This is a genomic window from Nocardioides sp. Z13_37 (assembly GCF_058355585.1).
The window spans coordinates 576,557-597,717 of the sequence record NZ_JBZGDV010000002.1 but is presented as its reverse complement, the minus strand read 5'-3'; the positions used below and the strand labels follow the sequence as shown (position 1 = coordinate 597,717).

General features: G+C 72.9%; 20 protein-coding genes. 5 read left to right on the top strand and 15 right to left on the bottom strand.

All coding sequences use genetic code 11. The features are described 5' to 3' along the window. Positions 1–3: 3 nt before the first annotated feature. Positions 4–1,611, bottom strand: a complete 1,608-nt coding sequence (locus AC4H2S_RS07860) for a hypothetical protein (RefSeq protein WP_491496405.1) — start codon at positions 1,609–1,611, stop codon at positions 4–6. 93 nt (positions 1,612–1,704) lie between these two features. Between AC4H2S_RS07860 and AC4H2S_RS07855 the strand changes: the two genes are divergently transcribed. Together AC4H2S_RS07855 and AC4H2S_RS07850 are read left to right on the top strand one after the other, a co-directional pair. Then, positions 1,705–2,373, top strand: coding sequence for an ABC transporter ATP-binding protein (locus tag AC4H2S_RS07855; RefSeq protein ID WP_491496404.1), 669 nt, complete (start codon positions 1,705–1,707; stop codon positions 2,371–2,373). Continuing rightward, the gene (locus tag AC4H2S_RS07850) at positions 2,363–3,856 is read left to right on the top strand and encodes a DUF6297 family protein (protein ID WP_491496403.1); all 1,494 of its coding nucleotides are present in this window, start codon (positions 2,363–2,365) and stop codon (positions 3,854–3,856) included. The genes AC4H2S_RS07855 and AC4H2S_RS07850 overlap by 11 nt, the downstream gene beginning before the upstream one ends. 3 nt (positions 3,857–3,859) lie before the next feature. On the opposite strand, the gene yczE is transcribed toward AC4H2S_RS07850, so the two are convergent. After that, positions 3,860–4,549, bottom strand: a complete 690-nt coding sequence (yczE, locus tag AC4H2S_RS07845) for a membrane protein YczE (RefSeq protein WP_491496402.1) — start codon at positions 4,547–4,549, stop codon at positions 3,860–3,862. A gap of 61 nt (positions 4,550–4,610) precedes the next feature. Between yczE and yczR the strand changes: the two genes are divergently transcribed. After that, positions 4,611–6,062: a MocR-like transcription factor YczR gene (yczR, locus tag AC4H2S_RS07840; RefSeq protein WP_491496401.1), complete on the top strand. Its 1,452-nt coding sequence runs from the start codon at positions 4,611–4,613 to the stop codon at positions 6,060–6,062. A gap of 21 nt (positions 6,063–6,083) precedes the next feature. On the opposite strand, the gene serA is transcribed toward yczR, so the two are convergent. Then, entirely contained in the window at positions 6,084–7,679 is a 1,596-nt protein-coding gene (gene serA / locus AC4H2S_RS07835; RefSeq protein ID WP_491496400.1) for a phosphoglycerate dehydrogenase, read from the bottom strand. A gap of 136 nt (positions 7,680–7,815) precedes the next feature. Here serA and AC4H2S_RS07830 point away from each other — a divergent pair, with 136 nt between their 5' ends. Further along, positions 7,816–8,388 (top strand): YdeI/OmpD-associated family protein, encoded by a 573-nt coding sequence (locus AC4H2S_RS07830; protein ID WP_491496399.1) that lies wholly within the window; start codon positions 7,816–7,818, stop codon positions 8,386–8,388. Positions 8,389–8,425: 37 nt separating this feature from the next. Here AC4H2S_RS07830 and AC4H2S_RS07825 read toward each other — a convergent pair whose 3' ends face one another. From AC4H2S_RS07825 to AC4H2S_RS07770, 12 genes are all read right to left on the bottom strand, one after another. Continuing rightward, positions 8,426–9,139 carry a DsbA family oxidoreductase gene (locus AC4H2S_RS07825; protein ID WP_491496398.1) on the bottom strand — a complete coding sequence of 238 codons (714 nt, stop codon included), beginning with the start codon at positions 9,137–9,139 and terminating at the stop codon, positions 8,426–8,428. 38 nt (positions 9,140–9,177) lie between these two features. After that, the gene (locus tag AC4H2S_RS07820) at positions 9,178–10,680 is read right to left on the bottom strand and encodes a purine-cytosine permease family protein (protein ID WP_491496397.1); all 1,503 of its coding nucleotides are present in this window, start codon (positions 10,678–10,680) and stop codon (positions 9,178–9,180) included. Between the two features lie 51 nt (positions 10,681–10,731). Next, a complete protein-coding gene (locus AC4H2S_RS07815; protein WP_491496396.1) occupies positions 10,732–11,070 on the bottom strand; it encodes a hypothetical protein in 339 nt (112 codons plus the stop codon). A gap of 37 nt (positions 11,071–11,107) precedes the next feature. Continuing rightward, positions 11,108–12,394 (bottom strand): iron uptake transporter deferrochelatase/peroxidase subunit, encoded by a 1,287-nt coding sequence (gene efeB / locus AC4H2S_RS07810; RefSeq protein ID WP_491496752.1) that lies wholly within the window; start codon positions 12,392–12,394, stop codon positions 11,108–11,110. Then, the gene (gene efeO, locus AC4H2S_RS07805; protein ID WP_491496395.1) at positions 12,391–13,566 is read right to left on the bottom strand and encodes an iron uptake system protein EfeO; all 1,176 of its coding nucleotides are present in this window, start codon (positions 13,564–13,566) and stop codon (positions 12,391–12,393) included. Before efeO ends, efeB begins: the two co-directional genes overlap by 4 nt. A gap of 16 nt (positions 13,567–13,582) precedes the next feature. Next, on the bottom strand, positions 13,583–14,446 hold the full coding sequence (efeU, locus tag AC4H2S_RS07800) for an iron uptake transporter permease EfeU (RefSeq protein WP_491496394.1): 864 nt from the start codon (positions 14,444–14,446) through the stop codon (positions 13,583–13,585). 56 nt (positions 14,447–14,502) lie between these two features. Then, on the bottom strand, positions 14,503–15,303 hold the full coding sequence (locus tag AC4H2S_RS07795) for a class I SAM-dependent methyltransferase (protein ID WP_491496393.1): 801 nt from the start codon (positions 15,301–15,303) through the stop codon (positions 14,503–14,505). A gap of 7 nt (positions 15,304–15,310) precedes the next feature. After that, positions 15,311–16,339: a ketol-acid reductoisomerase gene (gene ilvC / locus AC4H2S_RS07790; protein WP_491496392.1), complete on the bottom strand. Its 1,029-nt coding sequence runs from the start codon at positions 16,337–16,339 to the stop codon at positions 15,311–15,313. A gap of 38 nt (positions 16,340–16,377) precedes the next feature. Next, positions 16,378–16,932 (bottom strand): acetolactate synthase small subunit, encoded by a 555-nt coding sequence (ilvN, locus tag AC4H2S_RS07785; protein WP_491496391.1) that lies wholly within the window; start codon positions 16,930–16,932, stop codon positions 16,378–16,380. Further along, on the bottom strand, positions 16,929–18,743 hold the full coding sequence (locus AC4H2S_RS07780; protein WP_491496390.1) for an acetolactate synthase large subunit: 1,815 nt from the start codon (positions 18,741–18,743) through the stop codon (positions 16,929–16,931). The genes ilvN and AC4H2S_RS07780 overlap by 4 nt, the downstream gene beginning before the upstream one ends. 205 nt (positions 18,744–18,948) lie before the next feature. Continuing rightward, a complete protein-coding gene (locus tag AC4H2S_RS07775; protein ID WP_491496389.1) occupies positions 18,949–19,620 on the bottom strand; it encodes a 4a-hydroxytetrahydrobiopterin dehydratase in 672 nt (223 codons plus the stop codon). A 46-nt stretch (positions 19,621–19,666) separates the two neighbouring features. Next, positions 19,667–20,683: a S66 family peptidase gene (locus AC4H2S_RS07770; protein ID WP_491496388.1), complete on the bottom strand. Its 1,017-nt coding sequence runs from the start codon at positions 20,681–20,683 to the stop codon at positions 19,667–19,669. A 25-nt stretch (positions 20,684–20,708) separates the two neighbouring features. Here AC4H2S_RS07770 and AC4H2S_RS07765 point away from each other — a divergent pair, with 25 nt between their 5' ends. Next, positions 20,709–21,149: a DUF6973 domain-containing protein gene (locus tag AC4H2S_RS07765; protein WP_491496387.1), complete on the top strand. Its 441-nt coding sequence runs from the start codon at positions 20,709–20,711 to the stop codon at positions 21,147–21,149. Positions 21,150–21,161 lie beyond the last annotated feature (12 nt).

Below are 21,161 nucleotides of genomic sequence, written 5' to 3'. Positions count from 1 at the left end.
CGCTCACTCGTAGAAGTTGGTGTCGCCCAGCAGGACGCCCTCGGCGGCCGGGTTGGGCTTGCCGCTCGGGTCGTGCTGGATGCCGATGACCTCGCGCTTGCGGGTGCCGTCGGCGTACGTCAACTCGATGATGCCCGTGCGGACGATCTTGTAGGTGCCGCGCTGGTCGGCGGGAGCGCTGGCCCAGTTGCTGCCCAGGCCCGTCCAGCTGCCGACCGAGTAGCCGCCCTCGACGAAGCGACCGCCGCGGTCCATCGTGAGGTAGTCGGTGTAGGCGGTGCACGTGATCGTGCAGAAGCCGGACCAGTTCTGGTGGTAGAGGTCCACGGCGAGCTTGGTGCCCTTCTTCGGCAGCGACAGCGGCTCGAGGTCCAGCTTCTCGCCGTAGCCGGGGTGCGTGAACGCGAAGCCCTCCGAGGTGACCTTGACCTTCTCCTTGCCGATCTTCAGCCGACCGGTGCGCGCGTCGTAGGAGTAGCGGCGGCACTCCTTGACCTTGGCAGAGCACCGCGGCTTCTTGCCCTCGGCCCACCCGGTGTAGGCCCACTTCCGGTCCACGAACCACACCGAGTGGTTGATCCACCCGGCCGACGAGGACAGGTCGGTGTCCTCCCATCCCCACCAGTAGGTGCCGGTGAGCTTCTTCGGGATCGTCGGCTTCGGCGTGAGGACGACGCTGAGGGTCCCCGTCGCGGGCGCGGCCGCCGGGTCGGTGACGGTCAGGGTGAGGGTGCGTGGCTTGGGCGCCTTCGCCTTCTTGCCCTTCTTCGACTTGGGCTGCTCGAGCCGCACCCGGAGGTCGAGGTACTCCGTCGAGCGGGCGTCGATCGGGCCGACGTCGATCCTCGGGGTCTTGATTTCGATGCCCTTGCCGGTCGCGGTGAGGCGGACCGCGGACGCGGCGCCGCGCGAGGTGTTGCGGACCTCGAGGCGCACCGTGGCCCACTTGCCCTTCTTCGCACCGACGACCTTGTCGTCCGCCTCCACCTCGAGCACCGGCTGGTAGACCGCGGCGAGGTCGGTGGGGTAGGCGATGCTGAGCAGCTGACCGTTCTCGACGTTCTGCGCCACCACGGCGTAGGCGCACGCGAGATCGGTGTCGCGCAGGGCCGGGTGCGGGGTGGTGGCGATGGTCAGCGTGGCGCCCTGCAGGCTGGCGCTCGCGCCGATCACGGACCCGTCGGGCACCTGCCCCTGCGCCGAGGAGGCGTCGCCCGTCGCGACGGCGGCGAGCGCCGGCGTGCAGGTGCTGCCCTGCCACGTCCCGGCCACGACGGCGACCACGGCGCTCGCGTCCGAGGGCGCTGCGTTGAGGGCCGCGGTGCCGGTGACTGTGCCTGCCTGCACGTCGATGACGACGTCGACGGCCGCGAGCTGCTGCTGCGGGGTGGTGCCGGGGGCGTGCTCGATCTCGGTGAGCCGCGCGGTGCGGCGCACGGCGCCGTCGGGCGCCCGCCCTTGCGCCCTCGAGCCCGGCGACGCCTCCTGGCCGCGAGGGTCGAGCCGGAGCTCGATCCCCGGGCCGGGATCGGCGAGAGCAACGGCAGGTGTGCCGGCCACGGCTACGCCGAGCAGGACCGGGACCGACATGAACAGACGTCGACGACGCATGGTTTCCCCCACAACTGGACCAAGGTGCCCTATCCCTACCATGGCGACACGGCTCGGGTCACCAGTCGAAAGGTCGACCGTGGGCCTGCTTGGATGACGCACGTGGCCCGCGACGAGTCTCCTCCGCTGCTCCGGGCGCGGGGGATCTCGCGCCGATTCGCCGACCGCACGATCCTGTGCGAGGTCGACCTGGACGTCGCCGCGGGCGAGGCGGTCGGGGTGGTGGGCCCCAACGGCAGCGGCAAGTCGACGCTGCTGCGCTGCGTCATCGGCACCGACCGCCCCGACGCGGGCGAGACGACGCTCGACGGGCGGGTCCTCGACGAACGCGAGCCGGAGATCCGGGCCGACCTGGCCGTGGTGATGGACGACATCGACTTCTTCCCCGACCTGTCGGTGGTCGAGCACCTCGACCTGGTGGCGCGGGCGCACGCCCAGCCGGACGCCGAGGAGGTCGTCAACGCCGTGCTCGACGAGGTCGGGCTGATGGAGGTCTCGGGCCAGCTCCCCTCGACACTGTCGTCCGGGCAGCGACGGCGGCTGGCGCTCGCCAGCGCGTTCGTACGCCCGCGCCGGCTGCTGGTGCTCGACGAGCCGGAGGCCCGGCTCGACGTCGAGGGCGTGCACTGGCTCGGCGCGAAGCTCCTCGCCGAGAAGGCCGCCGGGCGGGCCGTGCTGCTGGTGAGCCACGACCCCGACCTCGTCGCGCGGGTCTGCGACCGCGTGGTCCGCCTCGGGGACGAGCCCGACGATGACGACTGACCCGCCGGCGGTCGCGGAGGTCCCGTCCGCACGGGAGGTGCGCGCGGAGATCCGCGACTGGCGCCGCGGCCGCGCCGAGCTGACGTGGGGTGAGGTCCTCTCGGACGCCTACGTCGCCCTCTTCTGCGTCGTGATGATCGGCGCGATGGGCGGCAACGTCGTGCTCAGCCTGCGACGGCTCGCCGACGACACGTGCCTCGCCGCGTGCGCCGAGGTCCGCTCGGCGGCCCCGTGGCTGGCGACCCTCGCCGTCGCGCTGCTGGCGCTCGGCATGGCCCGGCTGCTGGGTCCGGTCTTCAGCCCGCCCGCGGCCAACGGGTGGCTGCTCAGCACGCCCGTCGACCGCGGCGCGCTGCTGCGGCCCGGCTGGTGGCGGACCCTCGCGTTCACCGCTCTGGGCACCGTCCTCCTGCTGCTGGCAGCGGCCGTGCTGGGCGGCTTCTCGTGGCACGAGTCGCTGGTCTACCTGGTGGCGGGCGGTGCCACCGCATCCGCCTGCGTAGGGGTGGCGGCATTGTCGCAGGTGCGCGAGGACCCGGTCGCGCGGTGGCTCACGTGGGGCGTCACCGGTGCGCTCTGGCTCGCGCTCGCGCTCGCCGCGACCCACCGGATCGGTGCCGTGCCCCGCGTGCCCGCGGCGGCCGGGATCGCCGCGGCCACGCTGCTCGTCGTGGTCGCGGGCGTCCTCGCGTGGCGCGCGGCGATCGCCGTCGGCCGGGTGCCGCGCCGCGTCCTGGGCTACACCGAGCACCTCTCCCCCAGCCTGTCGGGCGCACTGTCGTCGGTCGACCTCGGCCTGATGTACGACGTCCTGCTCGCCCGCCGCTGGGGTCGCGGCGCGCGCGTCAGGTCGCGCACCGGCGGTCCGCTCGGCTGGCGTGCGCTGGTGCACCGCGACCTGCTGCGGGCGGCGCGCTCGCCCCAGCCGTACGTCCTGCTCGCCGGCCTCGTCCTCGTCCCGTACGCCGCGGCGGAGGCTGGCGCCGGGCGGGCGGTCGTGCTGGCCACGACGCTGGCCGGGCTGCTCGGCGGGCCGCCGCTGTGCTCCGGCCTCCGCGTGGTCGTCCGCACCCGGAGCGTGGCGCGGATGCTGCCCCTGCGCCGGCGGACGCTGGTGCTCGCGCACCTGGTCGTGCCGGCGACGGCGCTGATGGCGTTCGCCCTGGCGACGACCTGGACGCTGCTGCCCGTCGTCGGCGAGGACGGCGGAGCGGTCAACCTCGCCGTCGCGTGCGGGCTGTCGTCGATCGCGGCGACCGTGCGGTGGGTGAGCGGCAAGCCGCCCGACTACGCCGCGCCCCTGATCAGCACCCCCGCCGGGGGCGTGCCGTCCGGAGTGTTCGCCAGCGCCGCCCGCGGCTTCGACGTGTGGGCGCTGACCGCCCTGCCGCTGATGTTCGGGACGATCGGCGTGCTCGTCTCGAGCGTGGTCAGCGTCGGCGTGATCGCCTACCTCGTCTCCGACGACGCCGGACCGGGCTGAGGCTCACTCGGCGGTCGGCGGCGCGAGCACGACGGTGAACCACGGCAGCATCAGCTGGGTGAGCGGGCCGATGGCGAGGGCGTAGACGACCGTGCCGACGCCGAGCACCCCGCCGAGGAGCAGCCCGAGCACCACGACGGTGACCTCGAGGCCGGTGCGGACGAGGCGGAGGGACAGCCCGGTGCGCCGGGCCAGGCCGGTCATCAGCCCGTCGCGCGGGCCGCGGCCGAGCTGGGCACCGATGTAGAGCGCACTCGCCGCGCCGCAGAGCACGACGCCGCCGAGCATCAGCCCCAGGCGCCCGGCCATCGCGTCGGGACGCGTGAGGACGCCGAGCGTCGCGTCGGCCGCGAGACCCACCACGACGGCGTTGCTGATCGTCCCGAGCCCCGGCATCTCGCGCAGCGGGATCCACAGCACCAGCACCACGAAGCTGAAGAGCACGACCGCCTGGCCGAGCGTCATCGGCACGTGCCGCACGAAGCCGGAGTGCAGCACGTCCCACGGCGCGAGGCCGAGCGCGCCGCGGACCATCATCGCCAGCGAGACGCCGTAGAGGAACAGGCCGACGTAGAGCTGCGGCAGGCGGCGGGCGAGGTGCCCGGCGCGGAGCTGGGCGATCGGACCGAGGTCGACGAGGGCTTGGCTTGAGCCGGCGGAGCGGGGAGAACGGGGCGACGTGGTGCTGGACATGGCACCAGCCTGCGCCCGATTGGCCTTGTCTGAAATAGCCAATACTGGAACAGTGGTCTGCATGAGCCGCGTCGTGAGCGCCCAGCGGATAGCCACACTGGTGGGCGAGTTCCCCCGCTCCCCCGCCTACCTCGGGCTGGCCGACAGCCTGCGCGTGCTCATCGGCGACGGTCGCGTGGGCATCGACGTGCGACTGCCGAGCGAGCGCGACCTCACCGCGGCGCTCGACGTCTCGCGCACCACGGTCACCCGCGCCTACGAGGTGCTGCGGGAGTCCGGCTACGCCGAGTCGCGCCGCGGGTCGGGCACCTTCACGACCGTCCCCGGCGGCCGGCGCCGTGCCTACGACCGGTCGCTGATGCCCGGCACCGGCGGCGAGGACGCCATCGACCTCAACTGCGCCGCCAGCTCCGCCCCGCCCGGTCTCGTCGAGGCCTACCAGCGGGCCGGCGAGCAGCTGCCCGCCTACCTCAGCGGGCCGGGCTACTTCCCGCTCGGGATGCCGGCCCTCCAGGCGCGCATCGCCGCGTCGTACGAGGCGCGCGGGCTGCCCACCGTGCCCGAGCAGGTGATGGTGACCGCGGGTGCCCTGGCGGCCGCCTCGGTGGTGGCGCAGGCCTTCACCGCCCCCGGGGAGCGGGTCGTCGTCGAGTCGCCGACCTACCCCAACGCGACCCAGGCCGTGCGGCACGCCGGCGCCCGGCTGGTCCCGGCCACCGTCGACCCCGACGGCTGGGACCTCGACGCGCTGGCCGCCACGCTGCGCCAGACCTCACCGCGGCTGGCCTACCTGATCCCCGACTTCCAGAACCCCACCGGGCAGCTGATGAGCGACGCCCAGCGCGAGGAGCTCGCCCGGGTCCTGGGCCGCACCCGGACGACGGTCGTCGCCGACGAGGCCCACCAGGCGCTCGCCCTGAGGCCGGGGCTGGCCGACGACATGCCGCGGCCGCTCGCGGCGTACGCACCGGATGCGATCACGATCGGCAGCGCCAGCAAGTCGTTCTGGGGCGGGCTCCGGCTCGGCTGGGTGCGCGCCCCGCTCGCCGACATGGACCGGCTGCTGCAGGCACGCATCGGCCTCGACCTCGGGGCACCGGTCTTCGAGCAGCTGGTGCTGGCCGACCTGCTGGACCACGCCGACGAGGTGCTGCCGGCCCACCGCGCGCGGCTGCGAGCGGGACGCGACGCCCTGGTCGCGGCGGTCCGCCAGCACCTGCCGTCGTGGCGCTTCCGGGTGCCCGACGGTGGCCTCGCACTGTGGTGCGAGCTGCCCGAGGCGCTCGGCACGGCGACGACCGCCGAGGCCGAGCGACGCGGCGTCGTCGTCGCCCCGGGGCCGGTGTTCGCGGTCGAGGGCGGCCTCGACCGGTTCGTGCGGATCCCGTGGACCGCGGACCCCGACCGCCTGACCGAGGCGGTGCGGCGGCTGGCTGCGGCCTGGGACCACGTGTCCACGGACGCGGCCCGGCCGGCGGCGCGCCGGCCCGCCGGCCGCGTGGTGGTCGCCTGAGGGCGAGTTGGGAGGGGCGGGTCAGGACAGGTCGACGGCCCGCACCGACACCGCCTGCATCGCGGTCTCGATCTCGGCCAGCGTCTCGGCCGGGATCGCCGAGTCGACGCTGAGCGCGACGAGGGCGGCGCCGCCCTTGTCCTGGCGCGAGACCTGCATCCCGGCGATGTTGACGGCCGCGTCGCCGAGGATGCCGCCGACGGTGCCGACCATGCCGGGACGGTCCTCGTAGGTGAGGAACGCGAGGTGGGTGGTGGGCTCGATGTCCACGTCGAAGCCGTTGACCTCGACGAGCCGCTCCTTCTGGGCGATCCCGACGAGCGTGCCGCTGACGGAGACCTGGGTCCCGTCGGCGAGGGTGCCGCGCAGCGTGATGAGGTTGCGGTGGTCGGGGCTCTCCGCCTCGGTCACCAGGCGCACCTCGGTGCCGCGCTCGGCGGCCAGCAGGGGCGCGTTGACGTAGGAGACCTGCTCCTCGACGATGTCGGCGAAGACGCCCTTGAGCGCCGCCAGCTCGAGCACCTTCACGTCGTACTCGGTGATCTCGCCGCGGACCTCGACGTCGAGCTGCTGCGCGACCTCGCCGGCGAGCGCGGTGAAGACCCGGCCGAGCTTCTCGGTGAGCGGGATGCCGGGACGTACGTCCTCGGCGATGACGCCGCCCTGCACGTTGACCGCGTCGGGGACGAGCTCGCCGCCCAGCGCGAGCCGCACGGACCGGGCGACCGCGATGCCGGCCTTCTCCTGCGCCTCGTCGGTCGACGCGCCCAGGTGGGGCGTGGCCACGACGTTCTCCAGCTCGAACAGCGGGCTGTCGGTGCACGGCTCGCTGGCGAAGACGTCGAGGCCGGCGGCGGCGATCTGGCCGGTCTTGAGGGCGTCGTAGAGGGCCGCCTCGTCGACGATGCCGCCGCGGGCGGCGTTGACCAGGACCAGGCTGTTCTTCGCGCGGGCGAGCTGGTCGGCGCCGATGAGGCCGAGCGTCTCGGGCGTCTTGGGCAGGTGGACGCTCATGAAGTCGGACTCGTCGAGCAGGGTGTCGAGGTCGACCAGGCGTACGCCCATCTGCGCGGCGCGACCGGCCTGCACGTAGGGGTCGTAGGCGATGACCTTCATCCCGAAGGCGCTCAGCCGCTGGGCGACGAGCACCCCGATGCGGCCCAGGCCAACGATGCCGACGGTCTTCTCGTAGAGCTCGATGCCGGTGTACTTCGAGCGCTTCCACTCGCCACCGCGCAGCGCCGCGTGGGCGGGGCTGATGTGGCGGGCGGCGGCGAGCATCAGCGCGACGGCGAGCTCGGCGGCGCTGACGATGTTGGAGGTGGGGGCGTTGACGACCATGACGCCGGCCTGGGTGGCGGCCTTGACGTCGACGTTGTCGAGGCCGACGCCGGCGCGGGCCACGACCTTGAGCCGGTCGGCGGCCGCGAGCGCCTCGGCGTCCACCTTGGTGGCGGAGCGGACCAGGATCGCGTCGACGCCGACGATCGCCGGGAGGAGCTCGGCGCGATCGGCACCGTTGCAGTGCCTGATCTCGAAGTCGGGGCCCAGCGCCTCGATCGTGGCGGGGCTGAGCTCTTCGGCGATGAGTACGACGGGCTTGACGGGTGCGCTCACAGCGTGGGTCCTCTGGGTGTCGTCGAGGGTGTCCGGGACTGCACGACGCTGTGCGGTGACCACCCTACCCGCGAGTGGATCGGGAGGCCCAATGCACCAGCATCCGGACGTCGTACCCGGCGCCTACGATCCCCTCATGGGTGCGATGGACGACGCGGAGCGGCTCGAGCCGGCCTCGGTCGAGGAGTGGAGCACGTGGCTGCGCGAGCACCACACGCAGACCACGGGCGTGTGGCTGGTCGCGCCGCGCCGGGCCGCCGAGCGGGCGTTCTCCTACGAGGAGGCCGTGCTCGAGGCCTTGCGCTACGGGTGGGTCGACTCGACGGTGAGGCCCGTCGACGAGGCCCGCGCGATGCAGTGGTTCGCACCACGCCGCAGGGGCAGCATGTGGACCCGGATCAACAAGGGTCGGGTCGCGCGCCTCGAGGAGGCCGGGCTGATGGAGCCGGCGGGTGCCGCCGCGGTGGCCATGGCGAAGGAGACGGGCGCGTGGACGCTCATGGACGCGGTGGAGGACCGGGTCGTCCCCGACGACCTCGCCGCTGCCTTCGACCGGCACCCCGGCGCGCGCGATCACTGGGAGTCGTGGTCGCCGTCGGCGCAGAAGCTGATCCTGTCGTGGATCGTGCTGGCCAAGCGACCCGAGACCCGCGCCGCGCGCGTGGAGACGACCGCGGAGAAGGCCGGGCGGGGCGAGAAGTCCCAGTAGGCCCAGTAGGCCCAGGAGGCCGCCGGGGCGCGGTGGATCAGATCGCGCAGCCGTCCGGGCCGCACGCCTCCCCGCCGTCGGCGCTCGCCAGCACCTCGATCGCCGGGTGCGACTCCGACCAGGCGCGCTCGAGCACCTGGGTGAACACCTCGGTCGGCTGGGCGCCGGAGACGCCGTACTTCCCGTCGACGACGAAGAACGGGACACCGCTGGCTCCGTAGGCCTGGGCCTGCGCCATGTCGGCGTGCACGTCCTGCTCGAACTCACGCGAGGACAGCACCTCCTCCACCCGGGCCGCGTCGAGCCCGCCCGTGACGGCGACCTCGCGCAGCACGTCGGGGTCGGCGACGTTGCGGGCGCCGGTGAAGTAGGCCTCGAGCAGCGCCTCCTTGACGCGGCCCTGCAGCTCGGGGCCGCCCTGCTGGTCGGCGAGGTGGATCACCCGGTGCGCGTCGACGGTGTTGAGGTGCATCGTCTCGGAGAGCCGGTAGACCAGCCCCTCCTCGGCCGCGACGGCCTCGACGCGCTCCTGCATCTGCTGCGCGCCGCTCGGCGACTGCCCGTACTTGCGCGCCAGCATCGTCGTCGTGGTCTCGGTCGGCTCCGTCGGCGCCCCCGGGTCGAGCTGGTAGGAGCGCCAGTGCACCTCCACCTCGTCGGCGTGGGCGAACTCCGCCAGCGCGTTCTCGATGCGGCGCTTGCCGATGTAGCACCACGGGCAGACGACGTCGGACCAGATCTCGATCTTCACGCCGACCCAACGCCGCCCGCCTGGCGGTTTGTTCCGGGTCAGCCGGCCTCCTGGGCCCGCACCTTCGCGCGGCGGGCGACGTAGGTCACCGCGAACCCGAGGACGAGGGCCAGCAGCACGCCGAGGTTGGCGTAGGGCCAGTTGCCGTCCCAGTAGGGCCCGGCGGGGTCGTCGACGTAGGTGCCCAGGCCGAGGGGGTGGAGCAGGAACCCCTGCCAGTTGTTCCAGGTGGCGTCGGCGGCGAAGTTGTTGACCACCAGGCCCCACCCGACGACCGAGGCGCCCACCATCGTGGCGATGGAGGTCCAGTCGACGCTGCCGTAGCGGCCGCCGCTGTCGAACAGCGCCTCGTCGTCGTAGTCGCGCTTGCGCAGCGCGATGTCGGCGATCATGATCCCCGCCCACGCGGCCAGCGGCACGCCAAGAGTGATCAGGAAGCTCTGGAACGGGCCGAGGAAGTCCTCGGCGAAGAAGACCACCCAGATCGTGCCGGCGGTCAGGATGAGGCCGTCGACGAACGCCGCCGCGGGGCGCGGGATCCGCACGCCCAGCGAGAGCAGCGTCAGCCCCGAGGAGTAGATGCCGAGGACGGCGCCGCTGACCAGCGCGAGGATCGCGGCCAGCAGGAACGGCACCAGGAACCAGGTGGGCAGCAGCGTGCCGAGGGTGCCGATCGGGTCGTCGACGATGCCGGCGCTGAGCTCGTCGGACGAGCCGGCGAGCAGCAGGCCGAAGACGACGAGCAGCACCGGGGCGACGGCCCCGCCGAAGGTGTTCCAGGCGACGATGGCCGAGCCCTTGGTGTCGCGGCGCTGGTAGCGCGACCAGTCGGCGGCGATGTTGATCCAGCCGAGGCCGAAGCCGGTCATCACCATGACCAGCGCCCCGACCATCTGCTGGGCGCTGCCGCTGGGGATGTCGCTCACGGCCGCCCAGTCGATCTCGTCGAGGGTGAGGCCGACGTAGACCAGCGTGGCGATGCCGGTGAGCCAGGTGAGCACCGACTGCATCCGCATGATCACGTGGTAGCCGGCGACGCTGGCCGCGACGATCAGGGCCGCGACCACGAGGGTCGCCACGACCTGCGTGGTGGTGCCGCCCGACCAGCCGAGCTGCTCGAAGATCGTCGCCGTCGCGAGCACGGCGAGGATCGCGAGGAAGGTCTCCCACCCGATCGAGACCAGCCACGACACGACGCCGGGCACCTTCTGCCCGTCGACGCCGAACGCCGCGCGGCTGAGCACCATCGTGGGGGCCGAGCCCCGCTTGCCGGCGATGGCGATGACGCCGCACAGGGCGAACGACACCACGACGCCGACCACCGTGACCACCAGGGCCTGGAGGAAGGAGATGCCGAAGCCCAGCACGAACGAGCCGTAGCTGATGCCGAAGACCGAGACGTTGGCCGCGAACCACGGCCAGAACAGGTCACGCGGGCGGGCCGTGCGGGCGGACTCCTCGATGATCTCGATGCCGGTGGTCTCGACGCCGAGGCGGCGGGCCTGCTCGAGCCCCGACGTCGGGGTTGCTGTGTCGCTCATGACGGCATCGTCGCGCACCGGTGGCCCGGTATCCAGCACCGCACCCCTGCGTCAGCCGAGCGGCCCGAGGAGCCGGGGGTCGAGGTCGGCCCCGGTCACCTCGAAGTGGTCGACGTGCGCGTCCTTCTCGACGAGCAGGTCGTCGTCGCCCGGGTAGAACACCGCGCGCTCGGGCTCGTCGCCGGCGAAACGGCGTACGTCGTCCATGGAGCCCCACAGCGACAGGGTCTCCACCTCGACGAGGCCGTCGTCGCGGAGCCGCTTGAGCACGAGGGCGCCGAGGTTGCCCTCGGTGGCACGGTAGTCGCGGACTCCGGTGTCGTCCTGGTGGCGCAGGTAGGCCTCGGCGTCCTCGGCCCGGACTGCTCCCCGCCATCTGCGCAGGATCATGGCGCCGACCCTACCGCTCCGGACGCCGCGCGCGGCGTCAGGCGAACAGCGCCTGGCCGACGTGCTCGCCCGCGCCGATGCCCGGGGGCACCGCGAACACCGCCGAACCGGTGAACCGCAGGTACTCCACGAGCGCGTCGTCCTTCGACATCGCCCGCTGCACCGGGACGAAGTGGGTGGCGGGGTCGCGGACGTAGGCGATGAAGAACAGGCCCGCGTCGAGGCCGCCGAGGGCGTTCGACCCGTCGACGAAGTTGTAGCCGCGGCGCAGCATCCGCGCGCCGCCGTGCGCGCTCGGGTGCACCACGCGGACGTGCGCGTCGGTCGGGATCACCGGCTGGTCGTTGCTGCCCGGCATGTCGAAGTCGGGCTCGGTCATCTCCTCACCGCCCGAGAGCGGCGCGCCGGTGCCCTTGGTGCGGCCGACGAACATCTCCTGGTCGCCGAGCGGCTGGCGGTCCCACACCTCGATGGCCATGTTGATCCGCCGGGCGACGAGGTAGGAGCCGCCGGCCAGCCAGCCGGCGCGCGCGTCGTCGTCGCCCACCCACACGTGCTCGTCCAGGGCCGCGGACTCCTCCGCCTTGACGTTGGCCGTCCCGTCCTTGAAGCCGAACAGGTTGCGGGGCGTCGACTGCGACGTCGACGTCGTCGAGGTGCGGCCGAAGCCGAGCTGCGACCAGCGCACCGACACCGTGCCGAACCCGATGCGGGCGAGGTTGCGCACGGCGTGGACGGCGACCTGGGGGTCGTCGGCGCACGCCTGGATGCACAGGTCGCCCCCCGAGCGCGCCGGGTCGAGGGCGTCGCCCGGGAAGTGCGGCAGGTCGCGCAGCGCCGCGGGCCGGCGCGAAGCGACCCCGAAGCGGTCGCGGCCCTCGGCGTCGCGGAAGAGCGACGGCCCGAAACCGAAGGTGATGGTGAGGCCGCTGGCGGGCAGGTCGAGGGCCTCTCCGGTGTCGTCGGGGGGCAACCGGACGTCGCCGCCGACCGCGCCGTCCCCGGCGGGACGACCCGCCGTCATCTGCTCGGCGGCGAGCGTCCACTGCTCGAGCAGCCCGACCAGCTCGTCGCGGTCGTCGGTCAGCACGTCGAACGCCGCGAAGTGCAGCCGGTCCTGTGCCGGGGTCACGATGCCGGCCTGGTGCGCGCCGCGGAAGGCGTACGTCGCCGAGCGGCCGGTGCCGGCGCCCGGCGTGCCGTCCGCGCCGGCGTGCGCGGACGTCCGGCCCGCGGCGAACGCCCCCGCGGCGCCGGCGAGCGCGACCCCGCCACCCAGCAGGCCACGCCTGCTGAGCCCGGTGGGGGTCGGCCGCTCGGTCAGGACAGCACCGCCGCGGTCAGCCGCGAGAGCGGCTCGGACAAGGCGTTGACGGCGTCGGAGAGCGCCTTGACCTGCTCGGGGGTGAGCCGGTCGTAGCTGACGAAGCCGTCGCCGCGGCGCTGCTCGTCGAGGAGCGCCTGGAGCGCGTCGAAGCGGGTGGTGAGCTGGTCGGCGAGGTCGGGGTCCTTCTCCTCGACGATCGGCTGCACGCCCTCCCAGGCGACTCGGGCGCCGTCGACGTTGGCCTGGAAGTCCCAGAGGTCGGTGCGCGACCAGTACTCCTCCTCGCCGGTCACCTTGCCGGTGGCGACCTCCTCGAGGAGGCCCCGCGAGCCGTTGGCGATCGCGTCGACGGTGTAGGTGAGCTCCTGCACCCGGGAGTCGAGCTCCTCGGTGTTGGCGAGCAGGTCGTCGGCGTAGGTCGCGCGCTCGGCGTCGGTGAGCGGGGTGTACTCCTCGGCGCGCTGCGGCCAGAGGTCCTTCTCGATGCGGTGCCAGCCGGTCCACTCCTGCCCCGGCTCGAGGTCGGCCTCGCGCGCGTCCATCATCGGGTCGAGGTCGCCGAACGACTCAGCGACGGTCTCGATGCGCTCCCAGTGGGTGCGCGCGACCGGGTAGAGCGCGCGGGCCGCGTCGTCGTCGCCGGCCGTGTAGAGGTCAACGAACTCCGCGGTCCTCTCCAGCAGCTGCGCGGACTGGTCCTCGACGTAGGCCGCGTAGTTGGCCTCGGCCCGGTCGACGAGCTCCTGCTCGTCGGCGCTGACCGCCACCTCCTCGTCGGACTCGGTGACGGTGAAGTCCCCGCGGATGCCCTCACCCGTCATGCCCGGCTTGCAGGCCGTGACGTAGGTCCCGGCGGGCGCGTCGACGGTGAGCGCGCGGCTGATGCCCGGCCCGACGTTCTCGACCTCGGCCACGATGCGCAGGCCGTCCTCGCCGAGCAGGTAGAACTCGGTGACCTGGTCGCCGGTGTTGGTGACGTCGAAGGTCAGCGTCCCGGCGGGCGCCTCGGTGGCCGACAGCGTGCACGCGTCGGCGGAGGACTCGACCGTCAGCGCCCGGGCGTCGGAGCCTCCCCCGCCTGCGGCGGCGGGCCCGCCGTCCGCGTTGTCGGTGCAGGCCCCGAGGAGGGGCAGGGCGACCAGGGCGGTCACCGCGAGGGTCGTACGCATGTGCGGGGCTTCCTTGTCAGGCGGCCGCGCGCGACGGCGCGGCGGGGGTGGTGGAGCGTCGGCGGGCGCCGACGAGGAACAGGACCATGACCGGCACGGCGTAGAGCAGCCACGCGGCCGCCTCGAGCTTGGTGGTGGCGGGCGAGAAGTTGAAGACGCCCTTGAGGAGGGCGCCGTACCAGCTGTTGAGGTCGACGGTGTCGGACACGTCGAAGGCCAGGTCGTCGAGGCCGGGCAGGAAACGGGCCTCCTGCAGGTCGTGGACGCCGTAGGCGAGCACGCCTGCCGCGACGAGGATGAGGAAGCCGCCGGTCCAGGTGAAGAAGCGCGACAGGTTGATGGAGATGGCGCCGCGGTAGATCAGGTAGCCGAGGGCGATGGCGGTCAGGATGCCGAGCGCGGCCCCCAGCAGCGGCTCCCACGTCGACGCGACAGTGCCCACGCCGCCGCGGGTGCCGGCCTTGGTCGCGGCCCAGAGGAACAGGGCCGTCTCGAGCCCCTCCCGGCCCACCGCGAGCACCGCCACCACCACGAGGGACCAGCGCCCGCCCTCGGCGGCCTGGTCGATGCGGCCGCGGAGCTCGCCGCTCAGGCTGCGGGCAGCCGAGGCCATCCAGAAGATCATCCAGGTGACGAACGCGACGGCGACGATCGAGAGCCCGCCCCCGATGAGCTCCTGCGCCTCGAACGTGAGACCGCGGGGACCGAAGGTCAGCGCGGCGCCGAAGGCGAGGCTCATCCCGACCGCGACGCCCACGCCCGCCCACACCCGGGGCAGCAGGTGGCGGCGCTCGGTCCTGACCAGGTAGGCGACCAGGATGCTCACCACGAGGGCCGCCTCCAGCCCCTCGCGCAGCCCGATCAGGTAGTTCGCCAGCACCACTGCAGGCTACACCTGAGGTTAGCCTTGCCTAATACCTTGGTCGCACGGATCGTTCAGGCCCTGATCAGCACCTCGCCGTGCAGCACGGAGAACCAGCCGTCGGGGTGGACGGCCCAGGCGCGCCAGGCGGCCGCGACCTCGGCGAGCTCCTCGACGGAGGCGCGTCCCTCGTCGACCAGCTGGCGGGCCAGCGCGGTCGTGGTGATGCGGTCGGCCCAGAGGCCGCCCCACCACTCGCGGTCGGCCGGGGTGGCGTAGCACCACGTCGACGACCCGGCGACCACGTCGGTGGCGCCGGCGGCGTGCGCCCAGGCGAGGAGCATCCTGCCCGCGTGGGGCTCGCCGCCGTTGGCGCGCGCGGCGGCCTCGTAGAGCTCGAGCCACCGGTCGAGCCCGCTCGAGGCGGGGTGCCAGGAGAAGTGGCCGTAGTCGCTGTCACGCACGGCGACCACGCCGCCCGGCCGGGTCACCCGCAGCATCTCGCGGAGTGCCCCGACCGGGTCGGGGACGTGCTGGAGCACCTGGTGCGCGTGGACGACGTCGAAGGCCCCGCCGAGGGCGCCGTCGAGGTCGAGCGCGTGGACGTCGCCCACCACGACCCTCGCGTTGGTGACGCCCTGGCGCTCGAGCTCCGTGCGCGTCAACGCCGCCGCCGTCTCGTCGATCTCGACGGCGACGACCTCCCGCACCAGCCGGGCCAGGTCCGCGGTGATGGTGCCGGGACCCGACCCGACGTCGAGCACGCGCTGCCCGTCGTGCAGGTGCGGCAGGAGGTGGGCCGCCGAGTTGGCCGCCGTGCGCCACCGGTGGGAGCGCAGGACGGCCTCGGCGTGCCCGTGCGTGTACGTGCTCATCGCTGGATCAGCGGGCGGAGCTGCCCTCGGTGTAGTCGGCGTCGTGCGACTTGACCCAGGACATCAGCTTGCGCAGCTCGCGACCGGTCTGCTCGATCGGGTGGCTCTCGGCCGTCTTGCGGAACGCGGTGAACTCGGGCGAGCCGGACTCCATGTCGGTGATGAACCGCTCGGCGAACGCGCCGTTCTTGATGTCGGCGAGCACGTCCTCCATGTTCTTCTTCACGTCGGGGGTGATCACCCGCGGACCGGAGACGTAGTCGCCGAACTCGGCGGTGTCGGAGACCGACCAGCGCTGCTTGGCGATGCCGCCCTCGTACATCAGGTCGACGATGAGCTTGAGCTCGTGGAGGCACTCGAAGTAGGCCACCTCGGGCTGGTAGCCCGCCTCGGTCAGGACCTCGAAGCCGTACTGCACGAGCTTGGAGGCGCCACCGCACAGGACCGCCTGCTCGCCGAACAGGTCGGTCTCGGTCTCCTCGGTGAAGGTGGTCTTGATGCCGCCGGCGCGCAGGCCGCCGATGGCCTTGGCGTAGGACAGCGCGAGGTCCCACGCCTTGCCCGACTCGTCCTTCTCCACCGCGACGAGCACCGGCACGCCGCGCCCGTCGACGTACTCACGGCGCACGAGGTGGCCCGGGCCCTTGGGGGCGACCATGAAGACGTCGACGCCGTCGGGCGGGGTGATGTAGCCGAAGCGGATGTTGAAGCCGTGGCCGAAGACGAGGGTGTCGCCCGGGGTGAGCGCCGGCTCGATCTCCTCGGCGTACAGCGTGCGCTGGTGCTGGTCGGGGGCGAGGATCACGATCAGGTCGGACTCCTCCGCCGCCTCGCGCGGGGTGAGGACGCGCAGGCCCTCGGCCTCGGCCTTGTCGCGGCTCTTGGAGCCGGGCTGCAGCCCGATCCGGACGTCGACGCCGGAGTCGCGAAGCGACAGCGCGTGGGCGTGGCCCTGGCTGCCGTAGCCGATCACCGCGACGTTCTTGCCCTGGATCAGGCTCAGGTCGGCGTCGTCGTCGTAGAACATCTCAGCCACTGGGGGCTCTCCTTCGTCGGTTTGTTTCTCGGGGTGGATCAGTTGGCGATGGCGGACACGGGGGCGGGCACGGCGACGGGGCGCTGGGTGCGCTCGCTGATCGAGCGCGAGCCGCGCCCGATCGCGACCATGCCCGACTGCACGAGCTCGCGGATGCCGAACGGCTCGAGCACGCGCAGCAGGTCGGCGAGCTTGTCGGAGTTGCCGACGGCCTGGACCGTGACCGCGTCGGGCGCGACGTCGACGACCTTGGCGCGGAAGAGCTGGACGGCGTCGAGCACCGCGCCGCGCGTGGCGGCGTCGGCACGGACCTTGACCAGCAGCAGCTCGCGGTTGACCGACCCGGGGCCGTCGAGCTCGACGATCTTGATGACCTCGACGAGCTTGTTGAGCTGCTTGGTCACCTGCTCGAGCGGGGACTCGTCGACGTTGACCACGATGGTCATCCGCGAGACCTCGGGGTGCTCGGTGGGGCCGACCGCGAGGCTGTCGATGTTGAAGCCGCGACGGGAGAACAGGCTCGCGATGCGGGCCAGGACGCCCGGCTGGTTCTCGACCAGGACGCTCAGCGTGTGCTTGTTGACGGCGCTCATGCCCGGATCTCCCAGTCGTCCTGCACGTCCTCGAACTGCGGCGCGAGGTCGCGTGCGTACTTGATCTCGTCGTTGCTCGTGCCGGCGGCCACCATCGGCCACACCATCGCGTCGCGGTGGACGCGGAAGTCGACGACGACCGGCTGGTCGTCGATCGCCATGGCCTTCTCGATCGTGGCGTCGACCTCGTCGGGCGACTCGCAGGCCAGGCCGACGCAGCCGTAGGCGTCGGCCAGCTTGACGAAGTCGGGGATCCGCTTGGAGTGCAGGTCGGTGTTGGAGTAGCGCTCGTTGTAGAACAGCGTCTGCCACTGGCGCACCATCCCGAGCGACTCGTTGTTGATGATCGCGACCTTGATCGGGATGTCGTTGATGGCGCAGGTGGCGAGCTCCTGGTTGGTCATCTGGAAGCAGCCGTCGCCGTCGATCGCCCAGACGGTGCTGTCGGGCATGCCGACCTTGGCACCCATCGCGGCGGGGACGGCGTAGCCCATCGTGCCGAGACCGCCGGAGTTGATCCACGTGTTGGGGTTCTCGTAGCCGACGAAGTGGGCGGCCCACATCTGGTGCTGGCCGACGCCGGAGCAGTAGATCGACTCGGGCCCGGCGATCGCGCCGAGCCGCTCGAGGACGTACTGCGGGGCGAGCGAACCGTCGGTCGGGGCGTCGTAGCCGACGGGGTACTTCTGCTTCACCCCGGCGAGGAACGCCACCCACGCCTCGTAGTCGCCGTCGGCGCCCTCGGCCTGCAGCAGCTCGATGAGCTGGGAGATGACCTCGCGGCAGTCGCCCACGATCGGGACGTCGGCCCGGCGGTTCTTGCCGATCTCGGCCGGGTCGATGTCGGCGTGGATCACCAGCGCGCCGGGGGCGAAGGAGTCGAGGTTGCCGGTCACCCGGTCGTCGAAGCGCGCGCCGAGGCTGATGATCAGGTCGCTCTTCTGCAGCCCTGCGACCGCGGCCACGGTGCCGTGCATGCCGGGCATGCCGAGGTGCTGGGGGTGGCTGTCGGGGAACGCGCCGCGCGCCATCAGCGTGGTCACGACGGGGATGCCGGTGAGGGCGGTGAGCTGGGCGAGCTCGCGCGAGGCGCGGGCCCGGATCACGCCACCGCCGACGTAGAGGACGGGGCGCTTGGCCTCGCGGATGAGGCGCACCGCCTCCCGGATCTGCTTGGAGTGCGGCGTGGTCACGGGGCGGTAGCCCGGCAGGTGCAGCTCGTCGGGCCAGGCGAACGTCGTCTGGGCCTGCAGCGCCGACTTGGCCACGTCGACCAGCACCGGGCCGGGCCGCCCGGTCGAGGCGATGTGGAACGCCTCGGCGATGGTGCGCGGGATGTCGGCGGGGTCGGTGACCAGGAAGTTGTGCTTGGTGATCGGCATCGTGATGCCTCGGATGTCGGCCTCCTGGAAGGCGTCCGTGCCGATCATCGAGGCACCCACCTGCCCGGTCACGGCGACCATCGGCACCGAGTCCATGTGGGCGTCGGCGAGGGGCGTGACGAGGTTGGTCGCGCCCGGGCCCGAGGTCGCCATGCACACGCCCACGCGGCCGGTGGCGGCGGCGTAGCCCTGCGCGGCGTGGCCGGCGCCCTGCTCGTGCCGGACCAGGATGTGCCGGATCCGGGTGGAGTCCATCAGCGGGTCGTAGGCCGGGAGGATCGCACCACCCGGGATGCCGAAGATGTCGGTCACGCCGGCCGCCTCGAGGGACGTCACCAGGCTCTGTGCGCCCGAGACCGGTCCGCTTCCCTGTCCGCCCTGCTGCGTCATGTCCTTCTCTCTCCTGCGTCTGCGTCGGCTCTGGGCCATGAAAAAACCCCTCGGCCCGGTGGGCGACGAGGGGTGACGCGCGTGCGTTGGGCCGGTGGCCGTCAGCTCACGCGTCGCGTGCGTACAAGAATCTCGGTGCGCATGCGACATACCGTCGTCGCCGGGGTGGTCCGACGTCAAGCAAGTGTGACAGGCGTCCCAACATTCGGAACGCCGGTCTCGCCATGTGGAGGAGCAGGCGTGGTCAGTCGCGCTCCAGCGGCGTGCAGATGCATGACCGGTTGCCGTCGGCGTCCTCCACGACCCAGAACGCCGGCGCCTCGGCGTCGCTCACCAGGCGCCCGCCGGCGTCGAGCACGGCCTGCAGGCGCCGCTCGGCCTCGTCGTGCGGCACCCACACGTCGAGGTGCCAGCGTTGCTCGTGGCCCTGGTCCGGCAGCGACGACGCGTCACCGTCGGGCGTCTGGAACCACACCCCGGGCACCTGCCCACTCGGGTCGGTGATCCCTCCGGGGCCGACCTCCGCGCCGAGGAGGGCGGCGTAGAAGCCGCCGAGCCGCTCGGCGGAGGCCGTGTCGAGGCCGGGCTCGATCTCGGTGAGCCCGGAGACGTCGGCGGACGCGCCCAGCTCGGCGGCCAGCTCGCTGATCCGCCGGGCCAGGGCGAGGTCGCGGCTGGTGATGCCTCCGACGTCGTGGCTGCTCAGCGTCACGACGACCTCCGGATAGGTCAGCGTGACGTCGGGGTGGTGGTCGGCCTCGTCGGCGGCCGCACCGATCCGGTCGACCAGCTCCAGGCCGGTGGCGAAGTCACCGGTGCGGAAGCGGGCCTTGAGTCGGTTGAGCACCTTGCGCCAGTCGTCGAGGCCGGCGCCGAGGATGTCGTCGTGGCTGAGTCGTGCCTTGGGATCGCTCATGGACCCGACCCTGCCACCCGGCACCGACGCCGACCAGCCCGACGGCTCAGGCGAGGGTCTGGGTGATCTCGTGGGTGGAGTCGTCGACGACGACGCGCGCCAGGGCGCCGTTGACCAGCGGCAGGTGCGGCGGCACGTGCCCGATCTCGAGGTCCCACACGATCGGCAGGTCGAGCCGGCCCAGGGCGTCGAGCACGGCCTCGCGCTGGGTGAGGTCCGGGTGGTCGGGCGCGCTCGTGCGACCGACCAGGACGGCGGTCGCCCGGTCGAACCAGCCGGCCAGCCGGAGGCCGTGGAGGAAGCGGCAGATGTCGACCGCGTGGTCCTCGCACGCCTCGACGTAGACGATCGTCGGCTCGTCGAGACCCTCCGCCCACCCGCGCACGTCGCCGTACGGCGTGCCGGCGAGGTGGCCGACCGTCTCGATGCAGCCGCCGATGAGCCGCCCGGAGACGTCGAGCGCGCCGCCGCCGTGGACCTGCCAGGACCCGGTGCCCACGTGCGTCCACTCGGTCGCCCGGGGGTCCTGCTCGAAGCGCACCCAGTCGGTGACCAGCCCGGAGTCGCGCTGCACGAACGGACCGGGCCCGCCGGCCAGGTCGAGCCAGTGCAGCAGCCCGTCGGGGACGGCGTACGGCGTGTCGGCGAGGTTGTCGCCGTGGATCGTGGCCCAGCCCAGCCGGGTGGTCAGCGGGACGAGGACGGTCGAGAGGTCGGAGTAGCCGACGAGCCAGGTCGGCTCGGCGTCGGCGAGCGCGTCCCAGTCGAGCAGGTCGACGAGGTCGATGGCGGTCTCGCCGCCCCACGGCGGGATGACGCACGCGACGTCGGGGTCGGCCAGCATCCGGGTGAGCTCGTCGGCGCGCTGCTGGGCCGGACCAGCGGTCAGCCCGCCCCCGACCAGGAACTCGCCGACCTCCACCTCGTAGCCGCGCCCGCGCAGCCAGTCGACGCAGAAGTCCATCCGCGCCACGCCGTCGCCCTCGACGCCCGCCGACGGGGCGGTCACCCCGATCCGGTCGCCGGGGCGCAGCGGGCGTGGGAAGAGGGGTGCTCGGGCCATGGCACCAGTCTGGCACTGTGTGTCCATGGCTTTGGGCGACATCGCGCGGCAGGCGATCCATGCCGGCACCGTGGTGCCGCGGCTCTACGTGGCGGCGGTGCGGGCCGGCCTCGGACCCGCCGGCGCGCTCGAGGTGCTGCGGCTCTCCCGGGCCGCCCTGCAGGTCGCGGCGGCGCAGGGCCGTGGCGTGCCGGGGCGCACCAACGCGATGCGCCACTTCATGTGGCAGGCGGTGCTGACGGCACGGTTCGGGGTCGAGACCGCCCGGGCGATCGCCACGGCGCAGGAGTCCGGGTCGCCCGCCCGCCACGACTCGCGGGTCGACGAGCACAACAACACCGTGGGGCAGGCGTACGGCGTCGCCAACGCCGCCGAGCTCGCGGGCACCGACGCGATGCGGCGCCTCGTGCCGGTCGCACTGGCGAAGTGGGACTCCGGCGAGCTGGTCTGGGTCGGGCGGCGCTGACGCGGGCCGCAC